7 protein-coding genes and 1 tRNA gene are annotated in these 17,007 nt (G+C 59.7%); 3 read left to right on the top strand and 5 right to left on the bottom strand.

What is annotated here, in order from left to right:
* The 3 genes from E8E68_RS10130 to E8E68_RS10120 all read left to right on the top strand — a co-directional run.
* Nucleotides 1-5,025, top strand: a 5,025-nt coding sequence (locus tag E8E68_RS10130; RefSeq protein WP_280340991.1) for an RHS repeat-associated core domain-containing protein, incomplete at its 5' end; no start/stop codon positions are given.
* Between the two features lie 271 nt (nt 5,026-5,296).
* Complete coding sequence (locus E8E68_RS10125; RefSeq protein WP_266032818.1) at nt 5,297-7,768, top strand: fimbria/pilus outer membrane usher protein; 2,472 nt, start codon at nt 5,297-5,299, stop codon at nt 7,766-7,768.
* A 26-nt stretch (nt 7,769-7,794) separates the two neighbouring features.
* A complete protein-coding gene (locus tag E8E68_RS10120; protein ID WP_266032814.1) occupies nt 7,795-8,868 on the top strand; it encodes a fimbrial protein in 1,074 nt (357 codons plus the stop codon).
* Between the two features lie 159 nt (nt 8,869-9,027).
* Here the strand turns inward: E8E68_RS10120 and E8E68_RS10115 are convergent, their stop codons facing one another.
* The 5 genes from E8E68_RS10115 to E8E68_RS10095 form a co-directional block, all read right to left on the bottom strand.
* Nucleotides 9,028-13,605, bottom strand: coding sequence for an NEL-type E3 ubiquitin ligase domain-containing protein (locus tag E8E68_RS10115; RefSeq protein WP_280340987.1), 4,578 nt, complete (start codon nt 13,603-13,605; stop codon nt 9,028-9,030).
* A 144-nt stretch (nt 13,606-13,749) separates the two neighbouring features.
* Nucleotides 13,750-15,252, bottom strand: coding sequence for a glycosyltransferase family 39 protein (locus E8E68_RS10110; RefSeq protein ID WP_280340985.1), 1,503 nt, complete (start codon nt 15,250-15,252; stop codon nt 13,750-13,752).
* The gene (locus E8E68_RS10105) at nt 15,252-16,214 is read right to left on the bottom strand and encodes a glycosyltransferase family 2 protein (RefSeq protein ID WP_266032805.1); all 963 of its coding nucleotides are present in this window, start codon (nt 16,212-16,214) and stop codon (nt 15,252-15,254) included. Before E8E68_RS10105 ends, E8E68_RS10110 begins: the two co-directional genes overlap by 1 nt.
* Nucleotides 16,199-16,567: a GtrA family protein gene (locus E8E68_RS10100; protein WP_280340977.1), complete on the bottom strand. Its 369-nt coding sequence runs from the start codon at nt 16,565-16,567 to the stop codon at nt 16,199-16,201. Before E8E68_RS10100 ends, E8E68_RS10105 begins: the two co-directional genes overlap by 16 nt.
* Nucleotides 16,568-16,787: 220 nt before the next feature.
* Nucleotides 16,788-16,863: transfer RNA gene (locus E8E68_RS10095), tRNA-Gly, on the bottom strand.
* Nucleotides 16,864-17,007: the final 144 nt, after the last annotated feature.

The raw sequence follows: 17,007 nt of genomic DNA, 5'->3' as shown, positions 1-17,007 counted from the left end.
CAGTACACCCTGGGCATCGAGTTGCCGGAGCTGGTCGCCAATAACCTCAGTGGCCCTTCGCTGCCTCTGCACATCGGTTTCAACCCGATGAACACCCAGGACTCGGGCTTTGGCATGGGCTGGACCCTCAACCTCACCCAATACGACCCCGGCACCAATCTGTTGCACCTGCACACCGGTGAAAGCTTCAAGGTCACCGGCAGCGATGCCAGCGACGGCACCGGCAAGGTGTTCAAAGAGCGCAAGCTGCGCAGCTTCCACTTCCATGATCACGGCGCGGGCTATCGCGTCGAGCACAAGGCCGGCCTGGTCGAACTGCTCGAATTGAAAGGCCCCAGCGACAATCTTATCGCCGTGCCCACCCGGGTCGAGGCGCCTTCGGGCCATGGCATCACCCTGAGCTACAACATTTTCCAGAAGGCCCCATGCCTGGTCGGCATCGAGGACGACACCGGGCTCAAGCTGCTGGCCATCACCTACACCGACGACCTAATCACCGTCGATTTGCACCCGGAATCCGGTCCCGGCTTTACCCCACTGGCCCGTTACACCCTGGAATACGACCGCCGCTTCAGCCCGGCGGTGCGCCTGCCCCATACCATTGTCCTGCCCAGCGACGACAAGGCCAGCTGGGGGCTCGATTACGACAAGGTGCGTGAGGTGGTCTGCCTGACAAAAGTGCGTAGCCCGGTCGGCGGCGTCGAGACCATCGAGTACAACGATGACGGCCACCTCTTCCCCGGCGACGTGCGTGACGCGCTGCCCCGGGTGACCAAGCACACCATCAAGCCTGGTGCCGAGCAGCCCGACATGGTCACCACCTACGCTTACACCAGCAACAACTTCCTTGGCAGGGGCAGCGGCATCACGTGGCGCGACAACGGCGAGGACAACCTTTACGAGTTCACTGGCACCGATTTCAGCTACGGTTCGACCGCGACTTACCTGGCTGACGCTACCCCTCTGCGCACCATCACTCGCAGCTTCAACCGCTTCCACCTGCTGACCCGGCAAGTGACCGAGCAGGTCCACGAGGTCTACGACGAAGGCGCCACGCAGCCCCGGCGCGAAACCTGCCTGCATGAGCTCGAGACCGTCTACCACGAGACCAACGAGGAGTTCAAGCTGCAGCCGAACTACTTCCAGATGCCCAAGCATCAGCTCAAGCGCTGGAAGATCAAGGAGGATGTCAGCCGGCTGCGTGAAGAAGTGGTCATCACCTACTACGACGAGCATGGCAACCTGGCCCTGGAATCCAAAGCCACAGCGCCGGTGTACAGGGGCGCTGAGATCGACGAGGACGCCACCCTTGCCACCACGGTCTATACCCGGCATACCTACTACCCGCCTACCGACAATGGCGACGATTGCCCGCCCGACCCGCAGCTGTTCACCCGCAGCCGCAAGACCAGCACCGTGTACCCGGCCGCCGATGGCGAAGGCTCGGCGGCTACCCTGCGAACCCGTTACCGTTACCAGCACATTGCGGCATTGAGCAGTGCCAAAGGGGCCATGGGCTACGTGGTCGCCCATAAGGAAGACGCGCTGCAGGTGGACGGCGACCAGGAGCAACTCCTGCACAGCACCACGCGCCGGTTCTTCACGGAAGCCACAGACGGTAAGTTCCTGCATGGCCGCCTGGATCAGGAGACCAACACACTCAAGCACGCGAGCGATGCCAGCAAGGACAAGACCTCGACATTGACCTTCTTCCATTCGCTGGTCGAAGACGACAACCAGAAGAAGACCTTGCTGCAGGTGCGCGAGACCTTCAAGGGGCATGACCTGGCAGAGCGGGTGACGGCCAGCGCGACGTCCATCCATAACGGCCTGGTGTGTCGCACCCAGGATGCCGACAGGGTCGAAATCCACTTCCGTTACGATATGCTCAAACGTTTGATTTCCGAGACCGTCGCCCCCGGCACCGCCCACGCCGCGACCCGGGAACGCACCTACACGCTGGGCGGGCAAGCGAACGAAACAGCGAAAGATGTCAACGGCGTGGTCACGCGGACCTGGTTCGATGGCTACAACCGCCCCATCCGGGAAGAGCGGGAAACCCTGGATGAGCAAACCGCCCAGCGCAACTGGCGCGATGTGCAGACCACGCAGTACGACAGCGCAGGCCGGGTCGAGTCGGAAATCACTTACGACTACCTGGAAAGCGAAACACTCACACTGACCAGCCAGTTTACCTATGACGGCTGGGGCAACCGTGTCACCAGCCTGCTGCCGGACGGTGTCGTGGCGTGCACCGAGCGCTCCCCCTTCGGCAAGGAAGGGTTCATCGTACAGCAGTGGCAAGAGCGCGCGGAGGACGCCAGGCCACGCAAGCGCCGCCAGTTTACCAGCACCGAATTCAACCGTTTCGACAAACCCCTCAGCGACAGCCGACTGGACCTCGATGGCATACTGGTGGGCAGCAAGCGCTACTATTACGACGGGGCCGGCCGCTGCGTACGCGAGGTCCAGCAACTGCGTGACCCACTGTTCCCCGATAAAACGCTGGAGCAGACCACCCAGTTCGGCTATGACGTGTTGAGCCGCATGACCAGCACCACACGCCCTGACCGCAGCGTGCTGCGACGCCGCTTCGCCAGCCACAGCGTCGCTGAGCTGACCACCGAACTGGAACTGACACCAGCAGACGGGGAAAGCACGATTATCTGCAAGCGGGCATTCGATAGCCTGGAACGGCTCACCAGCCTGACCGTCGGCAACCGGACCGAGACGTTCCGCTATCAAGGCCAGACAACGCTGATCGACGAACATGACAAGCCTTCGGGACGCACGTTCAAGTATACCTACACCCCCGAACTGACCGGGCAACCCACCTCGATCACCCTCAAGGGCGCAAAGGCCGCCAACGGCGAAACCACCTTCGGTTACGCCAGGCCCGATGCGGAAATCACGTTGGCAGACAATGGCGCTGGCACACGGCACTATGCCTATACCGACCAGGGGTACCTGAGCAAGGAAACCTGGACGGATAAACAATCGGGTGAGAACTACACCATCACGCACACTGCATCGCTGCTAGGCCGCCCAATCGAACGCAAGAGCAGCGACGCCCCCCTCACCATCACCCGGTACAGCTATAACGACAAAGGGCAGCTGCAAACATCGACGCAAGGCGATCTTGGCGCAACGTTCACCTACGACCTGGATGGTCGCCTGCACACCACCACCACCGTTGACAGCGTCAGTAAGCGGCAGTGCGTCAGCACCGTCCTTTATGACGACCTGGGCCGTGAGTGCGAACGCACTGTGGCGCTGGATGACGGCAGCACGCGAACGGTAAAAATGGTGTGGCGAGACGACGACCTGCTGCATAGCCGGGCCACGCTGCGAGACGGCGAGAAGCGCTTGGTCGAAACGTTCAGCTATGACCAACTGAACCGGCTGAGCACCGTAGACTATACCCTCGAGAACGCGAGCGATGCCGAAGACTACCTGCCGCGTAACCGGGCCGGGCGCTCCATCAAAGGCCAGATTTTCCGCTTCGACGACTTCAACAACCTGACTCGCTGCCAGACCGCCTTCCATGACGGCGCAACGGATGCCGCCAAGTTTGTTTATGGCGCCGCGAGCGCGAACGACCTGCATGACATGTTCCAGTTGCGCGAGCTGACCCACACCTTGGCGCCGGACTACCCGCTGGCCCAGACCTTCACCTATGACCCTGACGGCAACCAGAACAACGATGAATGGGGACGCCAGCTGACCTACGATGACCATGGTCGTCTGCAACAGGTGAGCAGCAAGGATGGCAATACCGTGCTCACGCGTTATCGCTACGATGGGCATGACCATCTGGTGGGCGTGACCTACGATCAACAAGCCGAGCAACTGCGCCGCTACGAAGGCTACCGCCTGAGCACCGTGAGCCAGGGCGATGAGCAGATCAACTACCTGCATGGCGACACGCATCCGCTTGGGCTGCAGAACTCGGCCAATAAGCAGGACACACGCCTGCTGCTGACCGACAACGCAGCTTCGGTCACTGCCGAATACGGCGCTGCCGGGGTCAGCGAGGCGCACTTCAACCTGTATGGCGAACGCGGTGATGATGACACGCTGCGGAGCCTGCTGGGTTTCAATGGGGAAATACGCGAACAGCAACTTGATTGGTACCTGCTGGGACGGGGCTACCGTGCCTACAACCCCGGGCTGATGCGCTTCCACAGCCCCGATTCGCTGGCTCAGGAAGACGTTGGGGTAAACCCTTACCTGTATGCCCTGGGCAACCCGGTGAACTGGCGCGACCCGACCGGCCACAGGTCATCGCCGATACCGAGTCGAGATCCAAAGCCGCCCTATATCGACCCGGTAGAAGAGCCTAAAGGACCAGGCTTGTGGCAAATACTTGGGCTTACAATCGGTTCTATTGTGGGCATGTTACTCGGGGCGGTCGCTGGCGCCCTTCCCGCGACAATTGCGGTGGTGGGTGGCGTTATGGCGGTGGGGGCCGGCATCGGCGCAACGGTGTGGGCTACCAAGGTGGAAAATGAAGTCGTTTCGGGCATCATGATGGGCTTGGGGTCACTCCTCATAACAGCTGGCACGGGGGCGGTCCTGAGGGGGGGATGGAAGATGTGGAATGCCCGCAAAGCTGGAGCGCAAGGGGGTAAGCTTAGTGTGTCAGATCCTTCTGGTGAGCCACCAATTAACACTCCGCGAAACTCGATACATAACACACCACAGAACACACCACAGAACACACCACAAAACATACCACAGAACTCACCTAGAACCAGTGTACACAATAGTCTAGACAATTCACCTCGAAACCCACCTCCACCCCAGCCGATTGGGGAGCCTCAACCAGACTATTCTCTTTCAAGTCAACGCACTAGTTTGGATCAGCCCGTACCTAATCGAGTTCCAACTCCACCGCCGCCTCCGACATCAAACGCAAGACTTCTACGCGGCGACTGGACACTTACGAGCAACGGGTACCGATACAGACCCAGGGCATATGAATTTAGGGAGCAACAAATAATATTGAGCCGCAGTTCACACTAAACCTACAAAACCCCATGTACATCATGGGGTTTTTTTATTGCGGCCAAATCCCCTCATATCTCAAGACTAATCCTACACCCCGCTAGGCCATTCACTTTTATCCTCCTCACCCGCCAGCCCTATGGAACTCGCCTGCAATCCGCAAGCGAGTATTGATAAACCGCCTGTCTCCAACCCTACGCTCTCCATCGCCGGGCATTGGATGAGGACTTCCGCCGTGCCACGAACACAATGGCCAAAGCATCATCCTTTAAGGGTGTGTCTGTTTTCCATGATGACCTCGAGCGCAATTGTTCCGTGGCAACTTTTGCCACGCACCGCTGCTGCCGAGTCTCAACCCAATCAATTCGACGCCAGCTTCATGCGCCAGGCCCCCGACCAGCCTGCCGAAGCCGGCGCCTTGGCCTTGAAATCCCTGGCTGCCGAAACCCCACTCGCCGCCGGCCGCTATCGCCTGCAAGTCTGGGTCAACCTGGCGTTTCTCGCCGAGCACGAGGTGCTGCTGCAAAGCACCGACAGCCAGCACACCCTGCAACCCTGCCTGAGCGCCGCCCTGCTGCGCCAGGCCGGCCTGCGCGAACAAAGCCTGGCGCAACCTTTGCCCGACGACGACCGCTGCCTCGACCTCGAAACCATCGCCCCCGGCGCCACCGCCAAGCTCGACAGCCGGCGCCTGCGCCTGGAGCTGTCCATCCCTCAAATTTTCCTCAGCAGGGATACGGCGCGCATGCCCAGCGCCGAGCAGTGGGACTATGGCATCAATGCCGCCTTCATCAACTACCAGGCCTCGGCGCAAATGCGCAGGCAGGCCTACGGTGGCAGTACGAGCAGCCAGGACCTGTACCTCAACAGCGGCCTCAACCTAGGCCCCTGGCGCCTGCGCAGCAGCCAGTCGCTGCGCGAGGACGAACACGGCAGCCGGCGCTGGAGCCACACCAACACCTACGCCCAGCGCGACCTGCCCGGCAGCTTCGGTACCCTCACGCTGGGTGAAACCGGCAGCAACGGCGAGGTGTTCCGCAGCCTGCCCTTCAAGGGCATACAACTGGCCTCCGACCTGGGCATGCTGCCCGATGTGATGCAAAACTACGCGCCCATCATCCGTGGCGTAGCGCAGACCCGGGCCAAGCTCGAAGTGCTGCACAACGGTTACCCCATCTACAGCACCTATGTCGCGCCAGGCCCTTATGAAATCGACGACCTCGCCGTGGGCAGCGGCAGCGGCGAACTGGAAATCGTCCTGACCGAAGCGGACGGCCAGGTCAGGCGCTTCATCCAGCCCTATTCCAGCCTGAGCAACCTGCTGCGTGAAGGCGTGTGGCGCTACAGCGCCACGCTGGGCCGCTACAACGGCGCCGAAAACCTCGACTCACCGCTGCTGTGGCAAGCGACACTGGCCCGTGGCGGCGCCTGGAACACCACCCTGTATGGTGGCGTACAAGGGGGCGACTACTACCGCGCCGGCACCCTGGGCGTCGCCCGCGACCTGGGCACCATCGGCGCCCTGTCCTTCGATTTGACCAGTGCCCAGAGCGACCTGGGCAGCACACTGGGCAAGGTTCACGGGCACAGCTTCGCCGCACGCTACGGTAAAGCCTTCGACACCGGCACCAACTTGCGCTTCGCCGGCTATCGCTACTCCACCGAAGACTACCGTGACTACGATGAGGCCGTACGCGAACGCAATGCCTACAGCGCCTACCACGGCAGCCGCCGCAGCCGCCTGGAGGCCTCTGTGCACCAGCGCCTGTGGAAAAGCAGCTCATTGAGCTTCACCATGACCCAAGACGACTACTGGCAAAGCAAGAAACAGTTTCGCCAGTACCAGTTGCAGTTCAGCACCAACCTGCACAATGTCACCTACAACCTGTACGCCTCCCAGTCCCTGAACGATCAGAGCCAGAACGACCGCATGTTCGGCCTGAGCGTGTCGTTGCCGCTGGGCTTCGGCAGCGCCTCCAGCGCCAACCTCGACCTGCAGTCACGCAACGGCGCGCACAGCCAGCGCGCCAGCCTTTCCAGCAGCGCCATGGACCATCGCCTGAATTATGTCGCCTCGACCAGCCGGGACGAACGGCGCACCCAGACTTCCGCCCTGTCGGTTGGCTACCAGGGAGCCAGGGCCAGCGTGGGCGCGGGCTACACGCAAAGCGACGATTACCGTGCGCTGTCGCTCAACGCCAGCGGCAGCCTGCTGCTGCATGAAGGCGGCTTGACCAGTGGCCGCTACCTGGGCGAAACCAATGCCCTGGTACACGTCCCCGAAATCGCCGGAGTCGGCGTGAAAAATGCCCCTGGCAGCCTCAGCGACAACAGCGGCCACATGCTGGTGCCTTACCTTCGGCCGTACCGTTACAACTCGCTCGAACTGAACACCGACGACCTCGGCCCACAGGTGCAGATCGACAACGGCGCCCAGCACCTGACACCGCGCCGCGGCGCCATCGTGCTTGCCGAATTCCAGGCACGCAAGGTCAGCCGGCTGATCCTCACCCTGCTCCGGGCCGATGGCCAGCCATTGCCTTTCGGCACCCAGGTCAACGACGCCACCGGCACGTCGCTAGGGGTGGTCGGCCAGGCCGGCCAGGCCTTGCTGGCGGTCGACGACAAAGCTCAGACGCTACACGTGCGCTGGGGTGAAGCCAGCGATGAGCATTGCCAGTTGCAGATCGAGCCCGCGCAGATGGACCAAGCGCAGGGCTATCACCAACAGACGCTGACTTGCCCCACCCCCCTGACCTAGCTCACCCGGCACCGGAACCTATCCCCATGAACGCTTCATTCATCCGACGCGCGATCCTGCCCCTGGCATTGACAGCCTTGTTGGCCAGCAGCAACGCACTTGCACTCTGCAGATGGGACGGCGGCCTCCCCAGCGGGCAACTGCTGTACAACATTCAACTGGGTAACCTTTGGGTACCGCGCGATGCGCCTGTGGGTAGCGTCATCCGAACCGCCAGTAGAATGTCGACGCCCAACGACACAGGCCATAAACTCCTCTGCCCGGTGGCTGTCGCGGGCGACCGTGCCGACGTGAACCTGCCGAACACAGCAAGCATCTTCCCCGGCCCGTTGCCACCCATCAGCGGTGTCGAAACCGACCGCGTGCTCGAAACCAACATACCCGGCGTCGGCATACATGTGCGCCTGGGGGCACCGTACGAGGGCGGATGGGACAACTATTGGATACCACGGACCCCGGTTTCCGTCCCCTACTCTGGCTACCAGGACAGGCCGTCCGGGCTGGCCATCACCACCACCTATCTGGACACCTACATCACCGTGATCAAAACTGGCGAAATACCGCCGGGGCCGCACAGCTTTGCCGGCCAGGAGCTGTTCACCGGCAATTTCACCGGCGTTGGCAGCGTGCTCAAGGCCAATTTGCATGGCACCGTGACGCAGGCGCAGTGCTCGTTGGGGGCCAACCCGGTCAGCGCCGACCCGGTAGACCTCAAACACCACGAGCTGAGCAGCTTTAGCGGCGAAGGCTCGACCACCCCTGCAATCCCGTTCCACATCAACCTCAACCAATGCGCTGACGACAGTGGCATGGCACGGGTGCACATTCAGCTGGACGTTACCAAGGGCGCGACCGTGATCGATGCCGACAAGGGCCTGTTCAGCCTCATACCCGAAGTTGGCAACGCCTCCGGCCTGGGCGTGCAAATACTGCGCGCCGACGGGGTGACACCTGCCAAGCTTGGCGAGGAGCTGGACGTAAGCGCGATCACCCCCGGAGACATGCGCATAGACTTCAATGCCCGCTACTACCAAGTGGCGCCCCAGGTTACGAGCGGCCCCGCCAAAAGTGCACTCAACTTCACGATCTATTACAAGTAGGACGGGCCAGGATCATGGGTGCAAGGGGCAGGTCTGGCCCCTTGCACGACCGACTGCCAGTGAGGGCAAAGAGAAACAGGCGTGAAGAATCGAACGCAAGTCGCTTTGTTCATTTCTCGATCCGGAGCGGGCTGGCATCGGCCACCCGCTCCTCCCCCGTCAACTTGCAGACGCCCCGGATGACTGCGGCAGCTCGACATTGTCCGCCTCACGCTGGGCGCCATCCTCTTCCAGCATTGGCACGGTCAACGCCCACATCAGCTGACGCCGTGCAGCCTCACGCTCGTCGCGAACGCGGTTCATCTCTTCCAAGCGCTCACCGTCCAAAACGTTGCGTTCATCCATCAGTGCCCCCAGGCGGCTGTGGAAAGGTGCATCAAGCGCTTCCAGCCGGTCCCCCTGCGTACGCTGTAAATAGCGCTGCCAGAAGGCTCTCTCCACCATCGAGGTCGCAACGCTTGCTGGAGATTCAGCGTCCTGGACCTGCGCCAGTGCAGCCGCCGTTCTTCGTTCGTCTACACCTGAAATCTCACCAAACAGCATGTCGCTGGGTTGCGCAGGCAGGTCCAGCGCATCACGCAACGACAGCCGATAGGCTAAACCCACCTCGACTTCGTCCGGGTTACCGCCTGCCTCACGCCTTGCCCGGATGTCTTCCAGGGCAATGCGGTCAACCTGCTCCAGGCGCCACAGCTGCCTTCCCAGGTGCAACAAGCCATCCGCCGGATGGTCAGAACGCTGCTGCGCCTGCCATACCAACATGCGCACCTCCAGATTACTGAAGCACAGCGCCGCATCGTCCTGGCAATTGACCTCAGTCACCTCAGAGAGCACCTCCTCCCGCAGGCTGGACCATTCAGCCATGGCCTCAACCATGGTACATACCCGGTCAGCCAATGCCTGGGGCGCGCGCTGAAACTCCGCTGAGCGCAAAAGTGTCGTGAGCACGGCCAAAAACGCACTGGTATCAGGGTCGCTTTGCAAGCTGTCCCACCTGAGCGAGAACTCGCCGCGTCGCGCCCGTTGGCAAGCATCCAGCCATTGCCGCCTCGCGTCAGAGGGTTGAACCGTCAACGCCTCTTGCAAGGTACCTAAGGGCCCCAGCGAAGCGTCCCAGCGCTGAAGCTCCACCTCGGCCAACGGGTTGCCTCGAACCAGGATGCTACGCCGAACCCAGCCGGGAGCCCGGTAGAATGCTTCAGGTATTGCCGCTATCTGATTATCACGAAAATCTGCGAGCATCAGATCGGGGCGAATCGCCAGCGCATTTGGGAAATCGTTGATGCCGGTACTGCGCATATGCAGATGGCGCAACCGGCTCAAGCCACTGACAGAAAAAACACGCCCTAACGGGTTGTAAGACAGGTTGATATATTCTAACGATTCGCAGCACGACAAAATCGTCGCCTGCCCAGCATCCAAGGTAATGTGGTTACCAAACGCGTCCAGGCTACGCAAAGACCTGATCTGCATCAGAGAAGACGGCAACCGCGTCAATTGATTACCAGGCAGTTCCAATGTTCGCAAATGTGGGAATGCCTCTATAAACCGCTCTGGCAACGACGTCAGCCCCAACTCGAACAACGCCAACTCGGTGACGTGGTTGAAACTGACCCTGGCGGGTAGCTCGGGTAGTGTTGGCAAGGACAAATTCAAAACAGCCCAGCGGTAGCTCTGGCTCTGATCACTCGCTGATCTGGAGAAGGTAATACGTCGCTGCCAGCACCCCCGCAACGCCTCCCTGAACGCGCGCCTGGCACTGCGCTCAGTTCCCATGGGTGTTTGCATCTGCCACTGGTAAAGCGCTGTGCTCAATGACTGCAACTCCCTCCCCTGCCTGTCAAGCTCTGCTTCAAGATTCAGGCCCGATGCCTGGATGTCCGCTAGCCAGGCATCGGCCTGCGCCACTGTGAACGAGGGGTACAAGGCACGAACCATGGCGAGCAACGCTTGCGGCCTTGGTCCTTGCGAGCTCCCAGCAGCTCCACGCCCACTCAGCGGGTAACCCACACGTCCATCGCTCAACCGACGAACAGGCTTGAACCAGGCATTGGCATCGTGCTGTGGTGCAAACAGGTTCTCGACCTCCTGCCGCCGCAGTTGAATCTGCCTGCCTAACAAAACCCGAAGATGGTGTGCGCAGGGGTCTGCGATACCCAGTTGCTGCCGCTGCTCTAGGCTATAAGCAGCGGACATGGTTTCGAATAATTCGCCGGGAGTGCCGATGGCATTACCCTGGTCATCCAGCAACTGGAACTTCCCGGCACGGTGAAGCAAGCCTCGTGGCAGGCTGCCCAGTTCACCCTCCGTCAAGACGATATCGGCACCACTGCCGGCGTCGAGCAAACGCCAGCGAATCCCTGCGGCGGCGTTGGGTAGGTGTTTCAACATCGCCACCGCCACGCGTGCGGTATCCGCATCCTGGGGAGATTCAATCAGATATGCTTCGATCACCCGCGCAACGCGGATACGCTGCACGCTACACCGCGCAGCCTCGGACAATCGCAAAGCAATGCGGGTGCCGCTCTCGACCAACCGCTGGTCGGCCACGCTGGCAGCACGCAACAACCCTCTTGCTGCAGCCCCGTGCAAACGTGTGAACGCCCGGCGAAGAAACGCCACGCCCGGTGAATCGCTCTCCTGCGCACCGTCGTACAAGCGCTGGAACAATTCACGACGGCGAACCGAAATCCGATCGGCCAAGTCAGCACCATGGAGTGTGGTGCTTTCCAACAAGCGCTGTGCCTGCTCCACCAGCACCTGATCGGCTACCTGGGCACCCTCCCGCAGATCACGAATGGCGCCCTGAATTCGCTGGTCGATCTTGATGCGCAATACCGTGTCCATGAGCTCAGGATCTACCCGTTGACCATAGACATGCACAGCGCGCAGGTGATCCGCGCTCATACCATGCGCGGCCAAGGCATGGGCTATCTGTTCATCCTCCAGTGTTTGGGCATCACCTCCCAAACGCCGGAACATCGCAAAGGTATCGTCCCATTGAGCAGGCTGCTCACTCCACAAGCGCCAGGCACCGGCGCCGTTGTGGCACAACAACGGTGCATGTCCATGCTGCGCAACCAACTTCCACTCACCCGTCGACGCCTGCTGTGCAACAGCGTAGAACCCATCATCGAGCTTGATCCATGCATGCTCCCCTGCGCGGTAGATCCCCTGACTATCGCGAACGGCCCCTGCCCCCGGCGCCGCGCGACGAAACGATGACAGGTCCTGGTTCCACAGTTTGACAGTACCGTCTTCAAGGTGGGCAGGCACCAGCTCGTCCACCACCGTCGCCCCTTGCCATAGGCGCCGCGTCAACAAGAGACCCGCCGAGGTCGCCGCTACCGCTGCCACATCGCCCCCTACATTGATCAGGTGGCGCAGCGCCTCGTTATCATCACCCTCGCGCCATGCTTCCAGGCCATGGTAAACCTCACCCAGCAACTTCCACGCCGTAACCGCGAGCAACCCCGCACCAATGATGGGTACGAACAGCCCCGCCAAATTCAGCAGTGTCCACCCTTCTGCAGCCAGGCGCCGGTTATGCGCAGCTTCGACCTCCCGGTCCAGTTTCGCTACAGGGACGGCGATCATCGCCGCGTCATCTTTGATCTGTTCAATACGTGCCATCGCCAGTGTGTTGAACAGCGGCATTCGGTACGGCTCGAGCTCTTCATCCAGATCGTAATTGGCCGTCATCACCAGGTCTGAATAGGCCGGAATGATTTCGCCGAAGAAAGCCTGGCTGTCGCGTCGTCGTACAAAGCGGCTGAAGAACCGTTGATAGCCAGGGTCGCGCAACCGTCGGCCCAAGGCATTCGCGAAGGTGCGCAAACTTTCGAAGGCGCACCAAGCACCATGACCATCGCCCGGAATATGCACCAGCACCCGCTTGATCGTATTTCGAAGCAAGCCTTCATCCATGACCGCAAGCACCACCACCTGCTGTATCGTGAAGCCCAATAGCTGGAGACGGTTAGCGACTACAAGATCACCCTTCAGTCGCCCCAGCGTATTGTCGGCACAAAGGCTTACGATGAGGTGAAGCTCGGCCTGCGTGAGTTGTCCATTCAGCTTGGCCTGGTAAGCGTCGACCAATAGCGCCTCTCGATGAGCCTCTGCCAATAACCGTGGAGCACCTGTGGAATCGTCGAAACCGGCAGCAGGCTGAAGCACTGCGTCCAGATGACGCTGGTATTGCCCGCCAAGATCCACCTGACGACAGAACCGTGCAAAATGGTCGGCACTGGGGGGCGTAACACTTCCCTGTCGACGGTTCTGCAAGCGGTTCCCCCTGGGCTGGGCGCCCTCCCGGGTTCTATCCGAAGCACACTCTGCCTCAGTGAAGTTTCGCAGGGCTGCCTCCACAAGTGGTATCGGCGCATACTCCACTTCGGTAAGGTGCGCGCCTACGGGTACCGTATTGATCACCACTTGCCGGTTGCCCACCAGCATCTCCCAACGGCGTACCTGATACTCATGCCCGAACTGCACCAGCATCTGCGACTCCAGCAGCGAGGTCGCAAACGTGTCGATCCCTTGGATGCGTGCCATTAGCTTGGACAGGTTGCGGCGCGTCTCCAGGCTGCGCTGCATCGCCCCGCCCAGCTGCTGCAGTTCCTGCTGTGACGCTGCCTTCAGCCAACCTGGCAGGCGCTTGGCAATGAGGTTGTCTTGGTAAGCTTGCGCTAGAACAAGGGGGTCAGGAGCAGTCGTTATTTGGTCTGTCTGCATGGCATAAGCCCGATGGATGATTGGGCAATCAACCTATCGAGGCCCAGAGATCAGAAGCTCTAAACATGTAATACCTGTTTGAGCCTTTCTGCCGCGCGCATGACTCAAGCACTTGGCTGCAACGGGCGCAGGCATCTGAATAGCTCAGTCGCGGCTTGCCGATTGATCGGGCATCGCGAACAGTAGTGCTCGCGAATCGCCTTTGCTGATCGCAGCCAGGCTGACCCAGTTCCGCATCATTGTACGTTCGATCTCCGTCACAGGGCCGCTGGTGACCCACCAGACTCTTTTGTAGCGGTGCTCCAGTGTTCGTGGGTCATTGACCACCCGTTGTGCGACGCGCGGATACAATGCAGTGGCAGGATCGGTGTAGTAAGGTTTGTAGACCAGCGGTGCGGTACCAGTCTTGTTGTAGAAATCAATAGTCAATGACCAGACTCTGTCATCGGCGAGCAGTGCATCACCTTGCAGCCATCGTGAGTTGACTTGAGCCATGACAGCGTCGAGCCGGTTGTCGACCCATTCACTGCCGCCCCGCAGATTAAATTGCCGACAGTATAGATTTACCATGCCTGTCGCTTCGAAGAACACGCAAAGAACCAGTAACAGCACACGCCAGCTCTGACGGAGTTCAGCCAGTGCACTGGCCAGCAGAATGGGTAAGCCCAGCAAGGCAAACAGCAAATAGCGCTCCATGAACAATGGTTTCACCCAGGAAACCAACCAGGTCACCAGCAGCGGGATGAAACAGTAGATGACGAGCATTGATCCGGGTCGGGACAATGCGAGGTCCCGCCACCAGAGGCGCGTTGCGCTAGCAAGCAGAATCAATGTAAAGGCCACTGCCAGCAAACTGGCGCCTGCCATGTCGGTGTCTAATGCGAATGCTCGCAAAAAAGCAAACGGCACCGTCATCGGTGTCGCTGCGGCTATCCACGCTATCAGATTGGGGCGACCGGTCTGCTCGATCAATGTGGGTAGCCAGGGCAAAAAGGCCAACGCAATCCCCACGTTGTAGATCCACCAAGGCCTCGACCAGATGAGCAATCGCCCGTTCTGCCCCCTGGCCAACAGTACGTACAACCAAAAGGATAATGCACACAGTACCGCAAAGTAGTGTGTGTACAATCCCGCGACCATCAACAGGCTATAAGCGAGCAAGTATCGATGCCGCTGCTGCTGCCCCCAAAGCAGTACCGCATACAGAGCCGAAAGCATGAGCAAGCCGAGTAGCGAGTACATGCGGATTTCCTGGCTGTAGTAGACCCCAATAGGGAAAACCGCCAAGAGCAAACCCGCCATTGCACAAGTACGCCAGCACGCAAACTGATGTGCAATCTGCATCCCCATGGCGACAGTGGCAACACCTGTCACAGCACTCAGACTACGGACGGCCACAACACTATCACCAAAACAGTCCATCCAGACATGCAATATCAGGTAGTACAAAGGGGGATGCACATCGCGCGCGGTAAACAGGATGACTTGCGTTGGGGACATTCTGGACAGCCACACACTGTAGGCTTCATCGAACCAGACGACCTGCAGTTCAATCTGGTAAAGCCTGACCGCGAGCGCAAGGAGCAAAATGCAAACGACTGCTAACCCGTGGGTAATGGATTTACGCTCGATTTCTAGGCGTATCATCAATCTTCCTTCAAAGGATGACGAGCCTTCTGCGACGTGCGCCCCCCTGCCATACCTTTGACCACATATCGCGGCCGGTGCTTGGATTCCATATAAATTCGCCCAATGTACTCGCCCAATACACCAATGCCGATCAATTGCACACCACCCAGAAACAAGATGGCTGTCATCAGCGAGGGATATCCCGGCACCGGGTTACCGAAGAGCCATTTGTCGATAACCTGCCAGGCCGCTGAAGCCAGCGCGAGCAAGGCGATGGTGCCTCCCACATACGTCCAAATTCGCAAGGGCACAGTACTGAAGGAGGTGATCCCGTCCAGAGCCAGGTTCCACAGTTTCCAACCGTTGAAACGGCTTCTTCCTGCCGTTCGCGAGGAACGCTCGTACTCGACCACTGCGGTCCTGAACCCTGGCCATGACAGCATGCCTTTCATGAAAAGTTGCTGTTCGGGCATCGACTTGATTACGTCCACGACTTGACGGTCAAGCAAGCGGAAGTCACCGACATTCTCCTCGATACGAATCTGCGATATGCGATTCAACAGGAAGTAGAAAATCGCCGCCGTATATTGCTTCCAGTAACTGTCACATGAGCGATCACGGCGTTTGGCAAGTACGACATCGAAACCCGCCCGCCATTGTTTGATCAGCTGTGGAATGACCTCGATCGGGTCCTGCAGGTCGACGTCGATTGGAATGACTGCATCGCCGCTGGCCTGATCCAGCCCAGCGAACAACGCGGCCTCCTTGCCGAAGTTACGTGACAGGTCGATCAGCGCAACATCGGGGTCCCCTGCGATCAGTTGGCGAATCTGCCGTTCAGTTCCATCCTGGCTGCCGTCATTGATGAAAATCAGTTCGACCTGATCAGCCTCATTGGCAAGCGCCCGGCGCACCGCGTCATAGAACGGCCTGATCGCCTTCTCTTCATTGAACACCGGCACGATCAGCGAAATATGCATCCGCGCTTCTCGATGAAGACCCAACGGGAGAACAAGAAGCCCAGCACCAAGCTGAGCAAAGAGAACAGCGTTACCGTGAACATTGGCTGCCAATCCAAACGGTCGCCGAGATAGCCCAATGCCACGGCGAGGCTGCCCATCCCACCCACAAACCTCAGGTAGCGTGGCAGAGACACCGAGGCCTTGAAGGTGAACCTAGCATTGGCCAGAAACGAAAATGACAGCGCCATGATGAAGGCGACCAGATTGCTCACAGCCTGATTGTTGCTAGTCATCAGCATCGCGATGAATACTGCTACATGGATGGCAGTGTTGCAGACGCCCACAAGCACGTACTTGAAGAACGCAGCCATGGATCAGACCTTTACGTTTTGACTAAAGGCCAACATAGATAAAGCCAATGAGATGCACCACTGGCAAAAATACCAGTTGACGCTGCGGGTCAGCGCGCGCTCGAGGGAGCTTCTGGGATACCCATGGATCCTGATAGCTTTGACTGAAACGAAAAAAGACGCCGAAGCGTCTTTTTTTGAGCGACTTACAGACTTCCGTGGAACTCTGTACATCGATATTTGGAGCGGGAAACGAGACTCGAACTCGCGACCCCGACCTTGGCAAGGTCGTGCTCTACCAACTGAGCTATTCCCGCAATTTGAAGCTTTACCACTATCGGCGTGAAGCGCCTTTACAGCCTTCACCACCACTGCACCGCATAGACGCCACAGTATTTAAACTGGAGCGGGAAACGAGACTCGAACTCGCGACCCCGACCTTGGCAAGGTCGTGCTCTACC

Source organism: Pseudomonas sp. BN607 (assembly GCF_029871175.1).
GTDB lineage: Bacteria > Pseudomonadota > Gammaproteobacteria > Pseudomonadales > Pseudomonadaceae > Aquipseudomonas.
The sequence above is the reverse complement of the archived record's forward strand: the minus strand, read 5'-3'. Positions and strand labels throughout refer to the sequence as shown.

Bases quoted from the DNA above. Each gene is read 5' to 3' on its own strand.
- E8E68_RS10115 (WP_280340987.1), bottom strand. From the start codon at position 13,605: ATGCAGACAGACCAAATAACGACTGCTCCTGACCCCCTTGTTCTAGCG.
- E8E68_RS10100 (WP_280340977.1), bottom strand. From the start codon at position 16,567: ATGGCTGCGTTCTTCAAGTACGTGCTTGTGGGCGTCTGCAACACTGCC.
- E8E68_RS10105 (WP_266032805.1), bottom strand. From the start codon at position 16,214: ATGCATATTTCGCTGATCGTGCCGGTGTTCAATGAAGAGAAGGCGATC.
- E8E68_RS10120 (WP_266032814.1), top strand. From the start codon at position 7,795: ATGAACGCTTCATTCATCCGACGCGCGATCCTGCCCCTGGCATTGACA.
- E8E68_RS10125 (WP_266032818.1), top strand. From the start codon at position 5,297: ATGATGACCTCGAGCGCAATTGTTCCGTGGCAACTTTTGCCACGCACC.
- E8E68_RS10110 (WP_280340985.1), bottom strand. From the start codon at position 15,252: ATGATACGCCTAGAAATCGAGCGTAAATCCATTACCCACGGGTTAGCA.